This is a genomic window from Christiangramia crocea, from assembly GCF_022410465.1.
GTDB classification, from domain to species: domain Bacteria; phylum Bacteroidota; class Bacteroidia; order Flavobacteriales; family Flavobacteriaceae; genus Christiangramia; species Christiangramia crocea.
Genome location: NZ_JAJSON010000026.1, coordinates 95,685 through 112,083 on the forward strand (window position 1 = coordinate 95,685; position 16,399 = coordinate 112,083).

Sequence of the window (16,399 nt, forward strand, 5' to 3'; positions counted from 1 at the left end):
ATAGCTCAATTACTTATAGCAGAGGTGCCGGCAGGTGCCTCTGCTTTTTTTATAGGAACGCTTACGCTGGTTCTATCCCAGGCTAAGACCATATATGCAAAATCACCCGACTCCTCAAAAAGTATGGTAAACTGCTCCAGGGTGGTGGGAAGTTCTTTAACGGGTCTTTCAAGTACAAGGGCATCAAACTTAGGGTTTCGGTATGCCTTTTCATCCAGATTAATACCCCAGGGGTACATCTTATCATTAAAAATAATCTTCCAGGTGTCTTCCATCGGTATTGTCCATAATGTATATTTCCCGGCCTTTAGCAGACTTCCATCCACCAGAACGTCCTTATTGGTGTCAAAAGTTGTAGCCTCATTGGCACCGGTGCGCCATACCTCATTATAAGGGACCAGCTCTCCAAATATCGTACGTTTCTTTTTATAAGGACGGTTGTAGTAGACTTCCAGTTTAAGATCGTCTTTATGATAGGTGACAGTATCTTCAGGGCTATGGGCCTTGGTGGTAAATCTGATGATAAGTACCAGCACAATTCCAAGTACCAGAATTGCTCCAACTAACTTTAAACCCGATTTCAAACTTTTGTTCATAGCATTACCTTTAGAGAGCAAGACCTTACAAAATTTCAGCCGTAATCTTCTCTTTTCCAATACTAAAAGTATGAATATTGAATGAATTTGAATTTTTTTTCGGAATTTTTGCAACGCGGGACATTTCGTCTCGTCTTTAAAGTGAACTAACCCATCAAAAACAAATAGAATTGATACAGCATGAGCTAATAGAAGCTTGTAAACAGAATAGCCGGCGGGCCCAGCTAAAGCTGTACAACAAATATTGTGACGGGATGTATTATGTGGCATTGCGATTTATGCAGGATACGATGGAAGCCGAAGATGCCATGCAGGAAGCTTTTATTAAGGCTTTTACCAAAATACATCAGTTTAACGGAGAGGTGACCTTCGGGGCCTGGTTAAAAAGAATCGTTATCAATAAATGTTTGGATAAGCTAAAAGCAAAAAAACTCGAACTGGTAGCTATTAATGAACAGGTACTGGGCACCGTAGAGGAAGAAGATAACTGGCAGGTGGAAGATGGAATTGGAGTGGAAGAGGTAAAAAGAGAAATTGAGAATTTACCAGAAAAATATAAATATCCGCTGATGTTATACCTCATAGAAGGCTACGATCACGAGGAGATCAGCGAAATACTCGGAATAACCCAGATGGCCTCGCGTACCCTGGTACACAGAGGGAAGAAAAAATTACAGGATGAACTTAAAACAATGAGCAATGGGACAGGATATTAGAGAAATGTTCCGCAATCAGGAGCATATAGAAAAGGAAAAACTAAGTAAAGGGCATCAAAGAAGATTTGAGGCCAGGCTGGATGAGGCGTTTCCGGTTCAGAAAAAGAAAACCAGTTATTATCAGGTCCTTCAGATCGCAGCTGTTTTTGTAGTGGCCCTTGGAGTGGGAGCTTTCTTCTACTTCAATAATAACGAGATGCCGGTTCAGGAGAATAATCAGATCGTGGAAACTCCGGTTAAAGAAGAAGCTTCTGAGGAAACAAAAACTACCGAGTATAGACTTAGTGATGTTTCTCCTGAATTCAAAAAGATAGAAGATTACTATATGGCGAGTGTAAATATTCAACTTGCCAAGCTGGATATGACTCCAGAGAATAAAGAACTTATAGATGCATTTATGAATAAACTGGAAACCCTGGATGAAGAATATATAGCGCTGAATTCCGAAATCCAGGAAACCGGTCTCAATGAGGAAACAGTTGAAGCTATGATCGCGAACTTACAGCTAAGACTGGATCTTCTTAAAAAGTTGAAAATCAAATTAAACGAAATTAAACAATCAAAAGACAACAGATATGAAAACTATCAGGCTTAAATATATAATGCTTTGCTTGCTGTTCATCACGGCAGGAAGTTTTGCCCAGACCAAAAAACTGAGCAAAAATTACAGGACATCGGCAGATGTGAATGTGGAGGTCGATTCCCGGCACACCAATATCATCATAGAGAACTGGGATAAGAACGAGGTTGAGATCGAAGCTTATCTGGAAGGTGGTTCGGAGAATAAAGAGGAGACACAAAAGCTTCTGGATGCCTGGAAACTTGAAACTTCTTCAAGTCCTGGAATGGTAAGGATAAAATCGGGTGGGGGAATGAATATGAATGTCGATATTGACATGGCCCGTTTAGAGGGTTCATTATCTCAATTGCCTGAAATCATGGAACCCTTAATGAATAATCTGGTAGGTCCTATTTTATCAAATATTGCGGAAAACCCACTTCCTCCGGAATTTGCAGAAAATATGAGAGAAATGAAATTCGATTATGACGCATACAAAAAGGATGGCGATAAGTATCTGGAGAAATGGGAAGCCAATTTTGAGAAGAAATTCGGAAAGGAATTCGAGGCTAAAATGGAAAAATGGGCTGAAGAAATGGAAAAGAATTCCGAAAAGTACGAAAAGGAATATGAGGCCAAAATGGAAGTCTGGGCTAAGGATTTTGAAAAGGATATGGAAGCCTGGGGCGAAGAATTTGGAAAGAAAATGGAAGCCTGGGGTGAACAGTTTGGTAAACAGGTCGAGGCCAGTATGGGGAATGGTAACAAAGTGTTCATTTATGAAGGTGGAAAAACCATCAATTCCAAAAAGACCATTAAACTAAAGGTGCCTAAAGATGCTAAACTTCACCTTAACGTTCGCCACGGGGAACTTAAGCTGGGAAGCACTATAAAAAACCTGAAGGCCGATCTGTCTCACAGTCGGCTTTCAGCAAACCGTCTTTCGGGAAAGGATACCAATGTAAAAGTGGCTTATTCACCGGTAAAGATAGGATACTGGGATTACGGAATACTTTCTACTGAGTTCGTGAAGAATTGTAGTATAGATAAAGCGGTAAGTATAAAACTGAATTCCAATTCCAGCGACATCAGGATCAAGGAGCTTCAAAAAACAGGAGTGCTTAGCGGTTCTTTTGGCAAGCTTGATATAGATAATCTTGGTGCCGGTTTTGAAACTCTTAATATCACCCTGGAGAATAGTGATCTTAAACTGAATGTTCCTGAAACGGCCTTCAACTTTACATTCAACGGCATGCAAAGTTCTATCAAATATCCTGATAATATGAAGCTTAAGTCTACCAGGTCTTATGATAATGAGATCCTGAATGGTTATAACAAGTCAAGGGATGGTAGTGGAAGTATCTCAATTAAGGCAAATTTCAGCGATGTATTGATAAATTAAATCCTAGCGATTACATTTGGCTTCCTTAAGAAGCTGAATGAGATGCAGAATTTTTCTAAATTTGTGAATGATATCACCTCTGGTTTTACTCCGGTAATAGGTGGAGATTATAAACAGGAGGACTATGCTTACATAGATCTTTCGGAAAATAATCCGGAATTGTTAAGGCTTGAGGTTGCTTCTTCGGAAGCATTTTCTGTTTTTATTTCTGAGTTCTTAAAGAATAAGAATGCTAAAGCTGCTTATGGCGGTTATAATGAGCTCAGAACTTTGTATAACCGAAGTGAACTCTTCAATAATATCCAGGCTAATCGAAATATTCATATAGGTCTGGATATCTGGGTGCCGGCCTTTTCTGAAATTATAAGTCCGCTAGAAGGCAAAATACACAGCTTTAAGGATAATGATAACTTTGGGGATTATGGTCCTACCCTTATCCTGGAACATTCAAATGAGGGTCGTAAGTTTTTTACTTTATACGGGCATTTAAGCAGAAAGTCATTGTCTGATCTCAGTGTGGGCCAAACTGTTAAGGCAGGTGAAAAGATAGCTGAACTGGGCGATTTCGATGAAAACGGCGATTATGCACCACATTTACATTTCCAGGTGATAGAAGATCTTAAGGGAAATACGGGGGATTTCCCCGGGGTCATAAAAAAAGAGGACCTGGACAATTATTTAAAAAACTGTCCGGATCCTAATTTGCTTTTGAAAATTTGATTTTTCTCTGAAACTAAAATTGAAACCACGTTGATTTAGTTCAAAGTCATTTCGAAGGAACGAAGGGACTGAGAAATCTGAATTGAGAATTCTTTTCATAAATTATCAATTTCTATAAACTGCCAATTCGGATTAAATTCCTCAATCAATTTTACTTTTTTCTCTCTTAGCCATTTTTAATGGGTTTTTCTCTTAAAATTACTTCTGAGGAAATTTCGAATTTTTCATAGAAAACAAGATGGTAGCAATTGTACTTCCCGGCAAAAGACTTTTTAGCATTCATACTTTCCTGAAAATGCTGGTCTACTCTACGTGAAAGATTATTCGTGATGCCAATATAAAGCATGGTCTTTTGAATATTCGTGGTTATGTAGGCAAAATATTCTTTCATAAGGTAGATTTCTCCCTTCAGTCGAAATGACTTTACAAATTTTTATTTTTTTCTCACAAAAAGAGCAACTATCGCAGAAGTTACTACTCCCACCACCAGAGAGAAAAAGAAAGACTGGAGTATATAGGACTGAAGGTTAAAATAACCTTCGGCCGCTTCCCGGGTCATTGCACCACTTTCAACTGAATAGTCTATCACATTTGGGAAATAATCGGGCGTTATGAATTCATGGGTTATATACTGAGCTAAAGGTGAGAAAATGGCTACCACCACACTAATGATGATCCCGGAAATAAATCCCTGTGTCCAGGTCATTTTGCCTTCATAGAAATTCTTTCTTTTATCCAGAAGTGCGAAGACATACAGCACGATAGCTACAATTGCAAAAAGATTAGTATAGATAGCATGTTTAGAGATGTTCTCGTCATGCCATCCCAGGCCTTTTTCGAGGAACATCCAGAGTAGTGCCACAATGCTGAAGATAATACCCCATTTGATTTCGATAGAGAATTTTTTCATTGAAATGTTTGATTGGTTTCAATGTTAAAATTAGTAAAATTCTCGATCTGATCTGGAAGTATAAAAAAAGCCTGTTTAAAAACTTAATTACGTCAAGCTGAACTTGTTTCAGCTTTTCATTGATTCTAATTTCAATTATGAGAGATCCTTAAATAATTCCGATAGTTCTCGGAACAGGATGACGAATTCCAGCTTTTAAGACAGGCCTGTGATGAAATTTCTAAAAGGATCTATGCGTCCTCGTTTAGTTTTCTGGTGGCAAAATAGCCGGCAAATAGACCAAGTCCGGCTAGAAGGAAAATAGTTCCGGGATAAGCCACATCTTCATCTACTCCCATATTGTTGCTTAATAGGTTGGCAATGAAAATCCCCACTCCTATACCTACTAAAAGCAAAGCCAGGTTTATTACGATAACTTTCCATACCGGAGTTACATGTTTCCTTTTGCTGTAGAATATGCTTGCATCGGCTCCCTTTTCAATAAGAGCAAGACGTTCGCGGTTCCTGGCAGAGATGTACAAATAATACATTCCGAAAATAACCCCGAAAATGATTGGCATAATAATTACTTCTGATCCCATGATTTCTTGTTTTTAATGTGAAAATAATTGTTCGTTTGCTATTAGGACGCCGGGATCTCATATCCGGTTACAAAAAAATGTAAATTTATTTTGAAAATCTTTTGTAACCGATGAGCTAATCCCATCGTCTTATGTAATAATGAGCAAGAACACTGACCAAGAATTGATTGATAAGATCCTCACTGGGGATGCCGCCGTATTTGGTGAGCTGGTAGATCGTTATCAAAATTTTGTGTTTACCATTGCCATTAGAATGCTTAAAGTATCCGAAGAGGCTGAAGAAGTTGCTCAGGACAGTTTTATAAAGGCCTTTGAGTCTTTATCCAGTTTTCGGGGGGAAGCTAAATTTTCGACCTGGTTATACCGTATAGTGTATCATAAAGCCCTGGACAGGATAAAAAAGAATAAACGCCAGCAAACTTATGAGATCATTGAAGAGGTTACAGATGATAGTCTGGACCATATTGAAAACGGACTGGAGTATTTGCTTTCGGAAGAAAGGAGCAGGGTGATCAACGACTGTATTAGTATGTTGCCGGAAGAAGAGGCCGCTATTATAAGTTTATATTATTTTGAGGAGCAATCGGTAAAAGAGATCGCAGAGGTCACAAATTTGACAGAAGAGAATATTAAAATTAAATTGTATCGTAGCCGGAAAAAACTATTTTCTTTACTTGAAGGCTATATCAAACCAGAAATATCAAAGAGAAATGGAAAAGCAATTTAACAGGGAAGATAAGCTGATGAAAAAGTTGCTGAATGAAGCAGGTACGGAAAGCCCTTCAGCAGATTTCAAAAGCAGGATCATGATGGTAGTGGAAAACAGGAATGCGACAGTTAAGCCTTACCAGCCGCTTATCCCGAAATTCATGTGGTATGTAGTCGTAACATGTCTCATATGTTCGGTTGCCGGACTATATGTAATGTATGCTGATATTTCCTTAAGCTGGTCTTTTGACTTTAAAGTTCCCAGATATATGGATATGCCTAGAATAGATCTTTCCAGAACTATGCAATACGCGATCGCCTTTATAGCCCTGTTCTTCCTGGAAATCCCTTTTCTTAAGAGGTTTGTGGACAGGCAGTATGGACTTTAATTGTCGCACTGAGCCTGTCGAAGTGCATTTTATTGAATGGAATCATGAAATTATATTTCGTTTATATACTTCAATGCAATGATGACTCATACTATGTAGGAATGACATCAAATCTAAAAGAAAGAATTGAAGAACATAATTTAGGGAAATTTCCTGAAGCTTATACTTATAGAAGAAGACCTTTGGATTGAAGTGGTTTGAAGAGTTTACTAATCCTAATATAGCTTTAGACTGGGAAAAGAAAATTAAAGGCTGGAGTAGAAGAAAGAAAGAAGCACTGATTTTAAAGGATTGGAAGAGATTAGTGATTTTATCTAAGAATTATACGCAGTTCGGTAAGTCTGAATAAGTAAATTTCCCGGCCTTCGACAAGCTCAGTCCGCCAAATTTATTATATCAGGTTTATAATTCGGCATGCTGACCCTTCGACAGGCTCATCCTTCGACAGGCTCATCCTTCGACAGGCTCATCCTTCGACAGGCTCAGGATGGCATTAAGTTGAAGTATTTGTTGCACTGAGCTTGTCGAAGTGCAATGCGATTGAATTAAAAATCCTGAAGTGAAAACTTCAGGATTTTTGATTGTATCTAACTTTTAAGGTTTATTCGTCAACAAGCACCCAGTCTCCTTTATCGAGAAGCGGAATAGCCTGCTTATATTTCATGGTCTTGTTTTCACCACTCATCACATTCTTGATGGTCACTTTATCGTTCCTTCCAATCTTTGGTCTGTCACGAACTATGGTTTCGGTGACCTCAGGCTGTCTTTGAGTATTTCCTGCAGCCCTGCTTTGCGCGGCTCTCTCATCAAGATTAGGAATATCCTCTTTTTTTGTTTCTACTTTTTCCTTTTGTCTCGTTTGACGGGCTTCATGAATACTTGGAGCTCCTGCAGATGGGATCTCTCCTTTGAAAAGGAAGGAGATAACATCCCGGTTCACATTCTCTAGCATCACTTTAAACAGTTCAAAGGCCTCGAATTTATAGATAAGAAGAGGATCCTTCTGCTCATGAACCGCAAGCTGAACACTTTGTTTTAGTTCATCCATCTTACGAAGGTGAGTCTTCCAGGCATCATCAATAATTGCCAGAGTGATATTCTTCTCAAAATCCTTGATAAGCTGTTTACCTTCAGTTTCATAAGCCTTTTCAAGATTGGTTACAACCTGAAGGGTCTTATTTCCATCGGTAAATGGAACTGAAATTCTTTCAAATTTATTTCTTTCATCTTCATGAACCTGTTTGATCACAGGGTAGGCTCTCTCAGCATTATGAGCCATTTTCTCATCGTAATGTTTGTAAGCTGCCTTGTAAACCTCTCCGGCAAGCTTCTGGGAATTGATCTTTTTGAATTCTTCTTCAGTTACCGGGGAACCCATTGAGAAGTTCCTGATCAATTCAAACTCAAAGTTCTTGAAATCTTCAGCTGCTTTATTAGTTTCGGTAACCGATTCGGCGATATCAAAGATCATATTTGCCAGATCCACCCGCAGTCTTTCTCCAAAAAGTGCATGATAACGACGTTTATAAATTACCTCTCTCTGGGCATTCATCACATCATCATACTCAAGCAGTCTCTTACGTACCCCAAAGTTGTTCTCCTCAACTTTCTTCTGAGCTCTTTCAATAGACTTGGAGATCATAGAATGCTGGATAACTTCGCCTTCTTCAAGTCCCATTCGGTCCATCAGTTTCGCAATTCTTTCCGAACCGAATAAACGCATAAGATTATCTTCCAGAGAAACATAGAATTGAGAACTTCCCGGATCTCCCTGACGTCCGGCACGACCTCTTAACTGACGGTCTACACGTCTGGAATCGTGACGTTCGGTACCTACAATTGCAAGTCCGCCTGCTTCCTTCACTTCCTTACTCAGTTTAATATCGGTACCACGACCTGCCATGTTGGTGGCGATGGTCACAATTCCTGATTTACCTGCTTCGGCAACGATATCGGCCTCTTTCTTGTGGAGTTTCGCGTTCAGAACATTGTGAGGTACATTTCTAAGTTTCAGCATACGGCTCAGTAATTCTGAGATCTCAACTGAAGTTGTACCAATTAGCACGGGTCTTCCTGCCCTGGAAAGGTCGGTTACATGATCAATAACCGCGTTATATTTTTCTCTTTTAGTTTTATAGACTAAATCCTCTTTATCGTTTCTGGCGATTGGTCTATTGGTAGGAATTTCTACCACATCAAGTTCATAGATCTCCCAGAACTCCCCGGCTTCGGTCACTGCTGTACCTGTCATACCAGACAGTTTGCGGTACATTCTGAAGTAGTTCTGCAGTGTTACCGTAGCGAAGGTTTGGGTCGCATCCTCGATCTTCACATTTTCCTTGGCTTCGATCGCCTGGTGCAGCCCGTCACTGTAACGACGGCCTTCCATTATACGTCCGGTCTGTTCATCAACGATCTTAACTTTATTATCTATCACCACATACTCCGTGTCTTTTTCAAATAGGGTATAGGCCTTCAATAACTGGCGAAGTGTATGTATCCTTTCGCTCTTAACACTGTAATCGCGATATAATTCCTCTTTCTTTTCAGCTTCCTCTTCCTTGGGAAGACCTTCTTTTTCGATCTTGGCGATCTCCATCCCGATCTCGGGCATTACAAAGAAATTAGGATCATCCTTACCAGAAAGATATTCAATACCCTTATCGGTAAGGTCTATCTGATTGGTTTTTTCATCAATGGTAAAATACAGTTCAGCATCAACCTTCGGCATTTCACGGTTGTTGTCCTGCATGTAATGGTTCTCGGTCTTCTGAAGCAGTTGTTTAACTCCTTCCTCACTCAAGAACTTAATAAGTGCCTTATTCTTCGGCAAACCACGGTAAACCCGCAGTAACTGGAATCCTCCTTCTTTGGTATCACCTTCCTTGATGAGTCTTTTAGCGTCGGCAAGGACTTTCACAAGGTATTTACGCTGAACTTCCACAATATTGTTAATTGCGGGTTTAAGTTCCATAAATTCGTGGGTATCACCCTTAGGGACAGGTCCGGAAATAATAAGCGGGGTACGTGCGTCATCGATCAGTACTGAATCCACCTCATCCACGATCGCATAATTATGAGGTCTTTGTACAAGATCATCGGGAGCATGGGACATATTATCCCTCAGGTAATCAAAACCGAATTCGTTGTTGGTTCCGTAGGTAATATCGGCATTATAAGCCTTTCTACGCGCAGCGGAATTAGGACGGTGATAATCTATACAATCAACACTTAGTCCGTGGAACTCAAAAATTGGAGCCATCCACGCGCTATCACGTTTGGCGAGGTAATCGTTCACAGTTACAAGGTGAACACCACGTCCTGTAAGAGCATTAAGATACATGGGAAGGGTAGCCACAAGGGTCTTACCTTCACCGGTCTGCATCTCTGCGATCTTACCCTGGTGCATAGCCACACCACCAATAAGCTGAACATCATAATGGATCATATCCCAGGTGACCGGTTTACCGGCAGCATCCCAGGAATTGCTCCATATTGCATGATCGCCTTCAAGGCTTATATAATCTTTTTCAGCTGAAAGCTCACGATCAAATTCCGAGGCTTTTACTTTCAATTCGGTATTATGAACAAAACGTTTTGCGGTTTCTTTCACAACGGCAAAGGCTTCCGGCAGAATTTCATTGAGAATGCCTTCAGAGATTTCATAAGACTTATCCTTTAAGGCATCCACTTCAGCATATATATCTTCCTTTCGGGTAATATCATCAGATTCCTCAGCCTCTTTATTTAAACTTTCTATTTGTTCTTTTACTTCTTTGGTGGCTTCGGTGATTTTGGCTTTGAACTCGGAAGTTTTCTCGCGAAGTTCATCGAGGCTCAGGGCCTCCATTTCCGACTCAAGTGCCTTTATCTTATTTACAATAGGTTGTATTTCTTTTACATCTTTCTTTGACTTGTCGCCTACGAAAGCTTTTAATACAGAATCTAAAAAACTCATGCTGGTTTTTTTGTTTATTTGATCATAGTCTTTAACGGAGATAAGCCATTAGTTTTGATTGTCTCTTTAAGGATAGCCGAAAGGTTTAATACATCTCGACTCCCCTCGATGTGACATCTCATATACTTATCACTATTAAAGCTTAGAATCATTTTATTTAAGGGGTTCAAATTTAAGCAAAAAAAAAGCCTCATGAATGAGACTTTTTTCTATTTTTTGTGTGTTGTCAATTTAATATTCATCCTCATTCCAGAGGTAATCTTCATCGGTTGGATAATCAGGCCAGATCTCCTCAATAGAATCATAAGAGTCTCCCTCGTCTTCAATGGCCTGCAGATTTTCCACAACCTCAAGCGGAGCTCCGGTTCTAATTGCATAGTCTATTAACTCGTCTTTGGTGGCCGGCCAGGGGGCATCACTTAAATAGGATGCTAATTCTAAAGTCCAATACATTGATTAATCGGGTTTTAAATTTTGGCAAAAATAATTTTTTTGCCGTAATAGCCAAGAAAAAAATCTATTATTTAATCAATAATAATAAGAACGTAATAATTTTTTTAATTCTTTGCAAGAATCACAAAGGATAATTCAAAATTAAATGGGATTCAGTTTTTTTTTGGAATCCACTGAATTTCTTCAGCCTGTAATTGTTTAGACAACATCCGTGCCAGTACAAACAGGTAGTCTGAAAGGCGGTTTAAGTAGATAAGAACTTCATCGTCAAAAGCCTCAATGTCATACAATGCGCTCGAAAGCCTCTCAGCACGACGGCACACACAGCGAGCTATGTGACAGAATGACACGCTTTGGTGGCCTCCTGGAAGTACGAAATGTGTCATTTCAGGCAGCTCATCGTTCATCCTGTCTATGGCTTTTTCCAGTTTTTGAATATCATCCTGGGAGATCCTGGGGATATTTAACCTTTCTTTTCCGCTTTTAAGGGTAGCTTTTTCCGGATCGGTGGCAAGGATGGATCCAATGGTAAACAATCGGTCCTGGATCTCAATTAGAAGATCTTTAGTTTTTTTATCTGTGTCCTGGTCACGAAGAAGGCCTATATATGAGTTAAGCTCATCTACGGTACCGTAACTTTCTATTCTTATATGGTGTTTTGGAACCCGGGTCCCTCCGAACAGGGAGGTAGTTCCCTTGTCACCGGTCTTGGTGTAAATTTTCATGTTTCAGCTTTTGCGCTAAAATACGAAGTTTAGAATAGGTTTGAGAATAATGGAGTATTGGATTGGTGGATTTTGACTATAGTTTAGAGTTACGGAAAGTGAGTTGCTTATTATTTTTAAGGACCTTTGATCCTGGTTAATCGAAGAGGTGATTGTAAGCTAAACGAGCAATCTCATTTTCCAGTGGCATTCCCTCCAGATCCGGGAGGTGTCAAATTACTGAAGCTTGGATTTTGCCTCATTTTCCTGTTTTCTTTCGAAGTATCTTCTTCTGAAGTTTCGGTTTTTCCTGTCCTTTCTCAGTTTTTTAGCCCGGCGGGAGTTCCACAGGAAATAAGCGAGAAAAACGGCGATAACGGCAAGATAAATCCAGGTTTCCTGGTCTAAATCGATCATTGTAAATGACTTATAGTAGGGACAATATAGAAAAGATTTTTAGAAGTTCAAAGTTCATCCTTCGACATGCTCAGGATGACAATTACAGGTTTCTAACAGTAGGTTGAGTTGACCTTCAATTCCATTCGGAGGAATAGAAAAAAATCCATTTAAAATTCATTATTGAAGGGGATACTGAAAAATGAAATGATTCTTAACTTGTTACAACTCACAAAAGGTACTCCCTACTGCTACTGAAAACTGCCAACTGATTTCTTTTCGTCACTCGCTACTGTTCCATCCATTAAGCGAATAATACGATGTGCATGCTTAGCAATATCCTCTTCATGGGTTACAAGGATCACGGTATTTCCTGCTGCATGTATCTCATCAAAAAGGTTCATGATCTCTAAGGAGGTTTTGGAATCCAGGTTTCCTGTTGGTTCATCGGCCAGAATAATGGAAGGTTTATTAACCAGCGCACGGCCAACTGCCACACGCTGTCTCTGACCTCCTGAAAGCTGATTAGGCTTGTGATCCATACGGTCTCCAAGACCCACACTTCTAAGTACTTCCTTGGCTCTTTCAATCCTATCATTTTTGGAAGCTCCGGCATAGACCATAGGTAAAGCCACATTATCCAGCGCAGTGGTTCGGGGAAGCAGGTTAAAGGTCTGAAATACAAAACCGATCTCTTTATTCCTGATCTCGGCAAGTTCGTCATCACTCATCTTGCTTACATCTTTACCATTTAGGATATAAGTTCCGGAAGTGGGTGTGTCAAGACATCCCAAAAGGTTCATAAGGGTAGATTTACCTGAACCTGAAGGTCCCATAAAAGCCACATATTCTCCACGCTCTATATCAAGATCAATTCCTTTTAAAACTTTTACGACTTCCTGACCCAGAGGGAAATCCCTGGTTATATCCCGAATCTCGATTACTTTACTCATTCAGACTGAATTTTCACTTGTATGACGTGAATTTAGTTTTTTTGTTACAAACAAATTATCTTTCACAAGAATTCTTAGATTTACCTACAAAACTAACCTGTTGAACAAAAAACTTTCAATTCTTATTCCGGCCTATAATGAAGAAGCTACGATTCTTGAGATCCTGAATGTTCTTAAAGAATTGGACTTAGGTCTTGAATTGGAAAAGGAGATAGTGGTCGTTGATGATTGTTCTACAGATCCAACCAGCTCTCTTATTGAGAAATTCGTTAAGGACCATCCTGAATTAGATATTCTGGCATTCAGGCAGGAATTTAATCAGGGCAAGGGAGCGGCATTACATAAAGCCATAGAACTTTGTACAGGGGATATTGCGGTTATTCAGGATGCAGATCTCGAATATGATCCTCAGGAATACATTAATTTACTTAGACCAATTCTCAAAGGCAAAGCAGATGTAGTCTATGGTTCAAGATTCATGGGGGGGTATGCACATAGAATTTTATTCTACTGGCATTCAATCGGAAATAAATTTCTTACCAATCTTAGCAATGCCTTTACAAATCTGAATCTTACTGACATGGAGACCTGTTATAAAATGTTCAGGACAGATATCTTAAAAAGTCTGGATTTGAAGGAAAAGCGCTTTGGTTTTGAACCTGAAGTAACGGCAAAAATTAGTCGGATCCCCGGAATAAGAATCTATGAAGTAGGAATATCCTATTACGGCCGGACCTATGCTGAAGGAAAGAAGATCAACTGGAAGGATGGGATGAGAGCTTTATGGTGTGTTTTTAAATACAATACTTTTTCAAGATAGAAATGTCAAGAATAAAAATCCTTATCATATTTAGTTTAAGCTTTGTGGTAATATCTGTCTTGGGTTATAATTTTCATGTTGCAAATAATTTAAAATATGATTTCGGAGGTGATGCTTCAGATTTTATTTATTTAGGTCTGACTCTTGCTAAAACTGGCAAATATGGAAAATTGAATCTGTCTCACAGTGAATTGGTTGAAGGTTTTAAAAATGGAAGTCATCGTAATCAATCATATAAGTTTAGTAGTCATTCTACCTGGAGGCCGCCGGTTTGGCCAGCTATCATCGCTTTTTGTTTTCTTATATCAGGATATTCTTTAGGTTTTCTGGTTGCTTTTAAAATTATATTGCATTTACTGGGGAGTTGGTTCTTTTATAAAACACTCGGGTATTTTCGAATTCGGAGGATAATAATTTATGCAGGAGTGTTCTTATATTTAGTGAATCCTGCCTGGCAGCTTTATTCGCGAGTGTTTCTCTCTGAGCCAATCACTCTTTTCTTTATGACCCTGTTCATATGGTCACTGACAAGATTCCTTAAAACAGGAAAATTATTCTGGCTGAATGCTTTGCTTGGGGGTGTTCTAATACTTTCCCATCCCTATTATATTTTTCTCCCTTTTTCGATCTGGTTTTTTCTTTTTTTATATAAAAAGATTAGTATCAGGAAAACATTCATTTTAAGTGGGCTAGCTATTGCTGTGGTTTCTGTTTGGATAGTACGAAACTATGTGGTACTGGATACAGATAAGCTTCTGATCACGACCTCTTCAGGTGCAGTAATGGCAAAGGGGTGGAATGGAAAAGTGCCGCAGTTACATACAAATACCAAAGGTGATCTTGCAGACGAGACACTGGTCCTTAAAGATTTTGATTATAAAAGATCCGGCTATACAGGACAAACCGGAATGATGGAATTGTATAAGGATGCAACTTTCAATTTTATAAAGTCCAACCCGGAACTGATATTTCCAATAATTATAAAAAAACTCAAGAGTGCTTACAATCCTTTCCCAGAGACCCCAAGGCCCGGAATTTTGGAGACAGGCAGGGTGATCTATCAGGTTTTAGCTCTGGTAACTGCTTTGTTTTTATTGTTCAGAGGTTCAATAATAACAAAAGCTATGGTTTGGGGACTGTTTCTGTCTACAGCTATGATTACTGTCATTACCTATTCAGGTTTCCGTTTCCGTATGCCGCAAAGCAGTCTGGAGATTCTGTTTATCATTCTGGCCGTGCATTTTCTGATAGAAAAGTATAGAGCAGTTCAAATCAAACACGGATAATAAAATCCTGCTTAACCTGTTCTTTTCGAAAGAATACAAGACCCCATTTATAAGTATCAATGCTAACCTTAACCTTCGGATGTTTTTTGATTTCTTCCCAGGCTTCTTCCATTCCCGGTGACCAGTGGATATCATCAAAAATAAAGACCGAATCGCTATGTGCCTTAGGAAGTAACTGGTGAAAATATTTGAGGGTAGCTTCCTTCTGATGATTCCCGTCGAAATAAATTAGATCAAGTTCTGCCGGTTCATGTAAAACCTCTTTGATCCCTTCTTCGAATTGTATGTTTATTAACTGAATATTTTTCAGCTTAAATTTATCCAGTTGATTGCCAGCAATTCTTGCAATTTCAGAGCAGCCTTCCATCGTGTTTAACTGCGTTTTTCTATTTGCTCCAATCGAAACAGACGCGATACCCAGAGAAGTGCCTAATTCCAGGGCATTCCTGATATTGAGATATTTCACAAGCCTGTATAGCATTTTCGCTCGATATAAAGTGATGCCGGAATTTTTTGCTATCGAAAATACTGGTCTGCGATTAGATTTGAATACCCGGCTTCCTGCCCCTAAATCGGTAATTTCAATTTGCTTTTTATTCCCGAGAAGGTCGTTCCTGTAATTTTTAATCAGTTCATATTCCGGATAGGGGGTCTTATCATAAAAACATTTGGTTACAAGATCATAAACAAATGGTGAGTGGAGGCCATGTTGGTTCTGAGAATTGATAATGAATTTTAGATAAGAAAATAATTGAGAGGTCATAACTTTATTGTAGCCTATATATTATAGTGAAAAGAGGAAAGGGGGGAAGTTAGTTGTTTTTCTTATTCTTAAGATAATTCTGAAGGCTTCGTATCATTTTAAGCAGTTCTAATAGTGAAGTTCGGGCTATTTTATTCTCCTCATCGGAAATATAATTTCTTCGAAATGCGATAGTTGCACAGGTTACGCATTCTCTTACAGAACCTTCAGCAATTTGAAGAAAACGATGAAATTGAGGATCAGAATCTCCAGATCCTTCCGCGGTATTTAAAGCTATGGAAACAGCTGCTCTGGTAAACTGGGAACGGAGGGCATATTTTTCATTGACAGGAAAGTTATCTGCAAGGTTATAAGCGAAGTCGGCAAAATCTAAAGCTTTTTGGTAAACTTTTAGATCTTCAAAATTAAATTTTACATCCTCCATATTTAAGTTTTTTTCTTCACTTTCCACTTTCCACTTTCCACTTTCCACTCTTCACTCCTTC

Annotated in this window: 20 protein-coding genes; 9 read left to right on the forward strand and 11 right to left on the reverse strand. The window is 39.1% G+C overall.

Annotated elements, in window-relative coordinates; translation table 11 throughout:
• Nucleotides 1-5: 5 nt before the first annotated feature.
• Nucleotides 6-596, reverse strand: a complete 591-nt coding sequence (locus LU635_RS15135) for a DUF2911 domain-containing protein (protein ID WP_240100347.1) — start codon at nt 594-596, stop codon at nt 6-8.
• A gap of 170 nt (nt 597-766) precedes the next feature.
• Here LU635_RS15135 and LU635_RS15140 point away from each other — a divergent pair, with 170 nt between their 5' ends.
• From LU635_RS15140 to LU635_RS15155, 4 genes are read left to right on the forward strand one after another with little or no spacing between them, the layout of a single operon-like run.
• Nucleotides 767-1,312 carry an RNA polymerase sigma factor gene (locus tag LU635_RS15140; RefSeq protein WP_240100348.1) on the forward strand — a complete coding sequence of 182 codons (546 nt, stop codon included), beginning with the start codon at nt 767-769 and terminating at the stop codon, nt 1,310-1,312.
• Nucleotides 1,296-1,907, forward strand: coding sequence for a hypothetical protein (locus tag LU635_RS15145; RefSeq protein WP_240100349.1), 612 nt, complete (start codon nt 1,296-1,298; stop codon nt 1,905-1,907). The genes LU635_RS15140 and LU635_RS15145 overlap by 17 nt, the downstream gene beginning before the upstream one ends.
• Nucleotides 1,888-3,273, forward strand: coding sequence for a hypothetical protein (locus LU635_RS15150; RefSeq protein WP_240100350.1), 1,386 nt, complete (start codon nt 1,888-1,890; stop codon nt 3,271-3,273). The genes LU635_RS15145 and LU635_RS15150 overlap by 20 nt, the downstream gene beginning before the upstream one ends.
• A 42-nt stretch (nt 3,274-3,315) precedes the next feature.
• Nucleotides 3,316-3,993: a peptidoglycan DD-metalloendopeptidase family protein gene (locus tag LU635_RS15155; RefSeq protein WP_240100351.1), complete on the forward strand. Its 678-nt coding sequence runs from the start codon at nt 3,316-3,318 to the stop codon at nt 3,991-3,993.
• A gap of 166 nt (nt 3,994-4,159) precedes the next feature.
• Here LU635_RS15155 and LU635_RS15160 read toward each other — a convergent pair whose 3' ends face one another.
• The 3 genes from LU635_RS15160 to LU635_RS15170 all read right to left on the reverse strand — a co-directional run bounded on the left by LU635_RS15160 (nt 4,160) and on the right by LU635_RS15170 (nt 5,484).
• The gene (locus LU635_RS15160; RefSeq protein ID WP_240100352.1) at nt 4,160-4,384 is read right to left on the reverse strand and encodes a GIY-YIG nuclease family protein; all 225 of its coding nucleotides are present in this window, start codon (nt 4,382-4,384) and stop codon (nt 4,160-4,162) included.
• A gap of 42 nt (nt 4,385-4,426) precedes the next feature.
• Entirely contained in the window at nt 4,427-4,903 is a 477-nt protein-coding gene (locus LU635_RS15165) for a DUF4199 domain-containing protein (protein ID WP_240100353.1), read from the reverse strand.
• A gap of 230 nt (nt 4,904-5,133) precedes the next feature.
• Nucleotides 5,134-5,484, reverse strand: a complete 351-nt coding sequence (locus tag LU635_RS15170) for a DUF6249 domain-containing protein (protein ID WP_240100354.1) — start codon at nt 5,482-5,484, stop codon at nt 5,134-5,136.
• A 139-nt stretch (nt 5,485-5,623) separates the two neighbouring features.
• Here LU635_RS15170 and LU635_RS15175 point away from each other — a divergent pair, with 139 nt between their 5' ends.
• The 3 genes from LU635_RS15175 to LU635_RS17280 all read left to right on the forward strand — a co-directional run bounded on the left by LU635_RS15175 (nt 5,624) and on the right by LU635_RS17280 (nt 6,772).
• On the forward strand, nt 5,624-6,211 hold the full coding sequence (locus LU635_RS15175; RefSeq protein ID WP_240100355.1) for an RNA polymerase sigma factor: 588 nt from the start codon (nt 5,624-5,626) through the stop codon (nt 6,209-6,211).
• The gene (locus LU635_RS15180; protein ID WP_240100356.1) at nt 6,195-6,581 is read left to right on the forward strand and encodes a hypothetical protein; all 387 of its coding nucleotides are present in this window, start codon (nt 6,195-6,197) and stop codon (nt 6,579-6,581) included. Before LU635_RS15175 ends, LU635_RS15180 begins: the two co-directional genes overlap by 17 nt.
• Before the next feature lie 101 nt (nt 6,582-6,682).
• Entirely contained in the window at nt 6,683-6,772 is a 90-nt protein-coding gene (locus tag LU635_RS17280; protein ID WP_341482141.1) for a hypothetical protein, read from the forward strand.
• A gap of 410 nt (nt 6,773-7,182) precedes the next feature.
• On the opposite strand, the gene secA is transcribed toward LU635_RS17280, so the two are convergent.
• The 5 genes from secA to LU635_RS15210 all read right to left on the reverse strand — a co-directional run bounded on the left by secA (nt 7,183) and on the right by LU635_RS15210 (nt 13,045).
• The gene (gene secA / locus LU635_RS15190; protein ID WP_240100357.1) at nt 7,183-10,539 is read right to left on the reverse strand and encodes a preprotein translocase subunit SecA; all 3,357 of its coding nucleotides are present in this window, start codon (nt 10,537-10,539) and stop codon (nt 7,183-7,185) included.
• Between the two features lie 231 nt (nt 10,540-10,770).
• Nucleotides 10,771-10,992, reverse strand: a complete 222-nt coding sequence (locus LU635_RS15195; RefSeq protein WP_008272287.1) for a DUF2795 domain-containing protein — start codon at nt 10,990-10,992, stop codon at nt 10,771-10,773.
• 152 nt (nt 10,993-11,144) lie between these two features.
• Nucleotides 11,145-11,717 carry a cob(I)yrinic acid a,c-diamide adenosyltransferase gene (locus tag LU635_RS15200; protein WP_240100358.1) on the reverse strand — a complete coding sequence of 191 codons (573 nt, stop codon included), beginning with the start codon at nt 11,715-11,717 and terminating at the stop codon, nt 11,145-11,147.
• A gap of 216 nt (nt 11,718-11,933) precedes the next feature.
• Nucleotides 11,934-12,113 carry a hypothetical protein gene (locus tag LU635_RS15205; protein ID WP_240100359.1) on the reverse strand — a complete coding sequence of 60 codons (180 nt, stop codon included), beginning with the start codon at nt 12,111-12,113 and terminating at the stop codon, nt 11,934-11,936.
• Between the two features lie 230 nt (nt 12,114-12,343).
• The gene (locus LU635_RS15210) at nt 12,344-13,045 is read right to left on the reverse strand and encodes an ABC transporter ATP-binding protein (protein ID WP_240100360.1); all 702 of its coding nucleotides are present in this window, start codon (nt 13,043-13,045) and stop codon (nt 12,344-12,346) included.
• Nucleotides 13,046-13,145: 100 nt separating this feature from the next.
• On the opposite strand from LU635_RS15210, the gene LU635_RS15215 reads away from it, so the two are divergent.
• Both LU635_RS15215 and LU635_RS15220 read left to right on the forward strand, forming a co-directional pair.
• A complete protein-coding gene (locus LU635_RS15215; RefSeq protein ID WP_240100361.1) occupies nt 13,146-13,865 on the forward strand; it encodes a glycosyltransferase family 2 protein in 720 nt (239 codons plus the stop codon).
• 2 nt (nt 13,866-13,867) lie between these two features.
• Nucleotides 13,868-15,151, forward strand: coding sequence for an ArnT family glycosyltransferase (locus tag LU635_RS15220; protein ID WP_240100362.1), 1,284 nt, complete (start codon nt 13,868-13,870; stop codon nt 15,149-15,151).
• On the opposite strand, the gene LU635_RS15225 is transcribed toward LU635_RS15220, so the two are convergent.
• Together LU635_RS15225 and LU635_RS15230 are read right to left on the reverse strand one after the other, a co-directional pair.
• Complete coding sequence (locus tag LU635_RS15225; protein ID WP_240100363.1) at nt 15,138-15,914, reverse strand: O-methyltransferase; 777 nt, start codon at nt 15,912-15,914, stop codon at nt 15,138-15,140. The genes LU635_RS15220 and LU635_RS15225 overlap by 14 nt on opposite strands.
• A gap of 49 nt (nt 15,915-15,963) precedes the next feature.
• Nucleotides 15,964-16,338 carry a four helix bundle protein gene (locus LU635_RS15230; protein WP_240100364.1) on the reverse strand — a complete coding sequence of 125 codons (375 nt, stop codon included), beginning with the start codon at nt 16,336-16,338 and terminating at the stop codon, nt 15,964-15,966.
• Between the last annotated feature and the right edge of the window lie 61 nt (nt 16,339-16,399).

What these genes read in the sequence shown, in the direction of transcription:
- LU635_RS15135 (WP_240100347.1), bottom strand. Translation starts at nt 596, where the DNA reads ATGAACAAAAGTTTGAAATCGGGTTTAAAGTTAGTTGGAGCAATTCTG.
- LU635_RS15145 (WP_240100349.1), top strand. Translation starts at nt 1,296, where the DNA reads ATGGGACAGGATATTAGAGAAATGTTCCGCAATCAGGAGCATATAGAA.
- LU635_RS15150 (WP_240100350.1), top strand. Translation starts at nt 1,888, where the DNA reads ATGAAAACTATCAGGCTTAAATATATAATGCTTTGCTTGCTGTTCATC.
- LU635_RS15155 (WP_240100351.1), top strand. Translation starts at nt 3,316, where the DNA reads ATGCAGAATTTTTCTAAATTTGTGAATGATATCACCTCTGGTTTTACT.
- LU635_RS15160 (WP_240100352.1), bottom strand. Translation starts at nt 4,384, where the DNA reads ATGAAAGAATATTTTGCCTACATAACCACGAATATTCAAAAGACCATG.
- LU635_RS15165 (WP_240100353.1), bottom strand. Translation starts at nt 4,903, where the DNA reads ATGAAAAAATTCTCTATCGAAATCAAATGGGGTATTATCTTCAGCATT.
- LU635_RS15170 (WP_240100354.1), bottom strand. Translation starts at nt 5,484, where the DNA reads ATGGGATCAGAAGTAATTATTATGCCAATCATTTTCGGGGTTATTTTC.
- LU635_RS15175 (WP_240100355.1), top strand. Translation starts at nt 5,624, where the DNA reads ATGAGCAAGAACACTGACCAAGAATTGATTGATAAGATCCTCACTGGG.
- LU635_RS15180 (WP_240100356.1), top strand. Translation starts at nt 6,195, where the DNA reads ATGGAAAAGCAATTTAACAGGGAAGATAAGCTGATGAAAAAGTTGCTG.
- LU635_RS17280 (WP_341482141.1), top strand. Translation starts at nt 6,683, where the DNA reads ATGACATCAAATCTAAAAGAAAGAATTGAAGAACATAATTTAGGGAAA.
- secA (WP_240100357.1), bottom strand. Translation starts at nt 10,539, where the DNA reads ATGAGTTTTTTAGATTCTGTATTAAAAGCTTTCGTAGGCGACAAGTCA.
- LU635_RS15195 (WP_008272287.1), bottom strand. Translation starts at nt 10,992, where the DNA reads ATGTATTGGACTTTAGAATTAGCATCCTATTTAAGTGATGCCCCCTGG.
- LU635_RS15200 (WP_240100358.1), bottom strand. Translation starts at nt 11,717, where the DNA reads ATGAAAATTTACACCAAGACCGGTGACAAGGGAACTACCTCCCTGTTC.
- LU635_RS15205 (WP_240100359.1), bottom strand. Translation starts at nt 12,113, where the DNA reads ATGATCGATTTAGACCAGGAAACCTGGATTTATCTTGCCGTTATCGCC.
- LU635_RS15210 (WP_240100360.1), bottom strand. Translation starts at nt 13,045, where the DNA reads ATGAGTAAAGTAATCGAGATTCGGGATATAACCAGGGATTTCCCTCTG.
- LU635_RS15220 (WP_240100362.1), top strand. Translation starts at nt 13,868, where the DNA reads ATGTCAAGAATAAAAATCCTTATCATATTTAGTTTAAGCTTTGTGGTA.
- LU635_RS15225 (WP_240100363.1), bottom strand. Translation starts at nt 15,914, where the DNA reads ATGACCTCTCAATTATTTTCTTATCTAAAATTCATTATCAATTCTCAG.
- LU635_RS15230 (WP_240100364.1), bottom strand. Translation starts at nt 16,338, where the DNA reads ATGGAGGATGTAAAATTTAATTTTGAAGATCTAAAAGTTTACCAAAAA.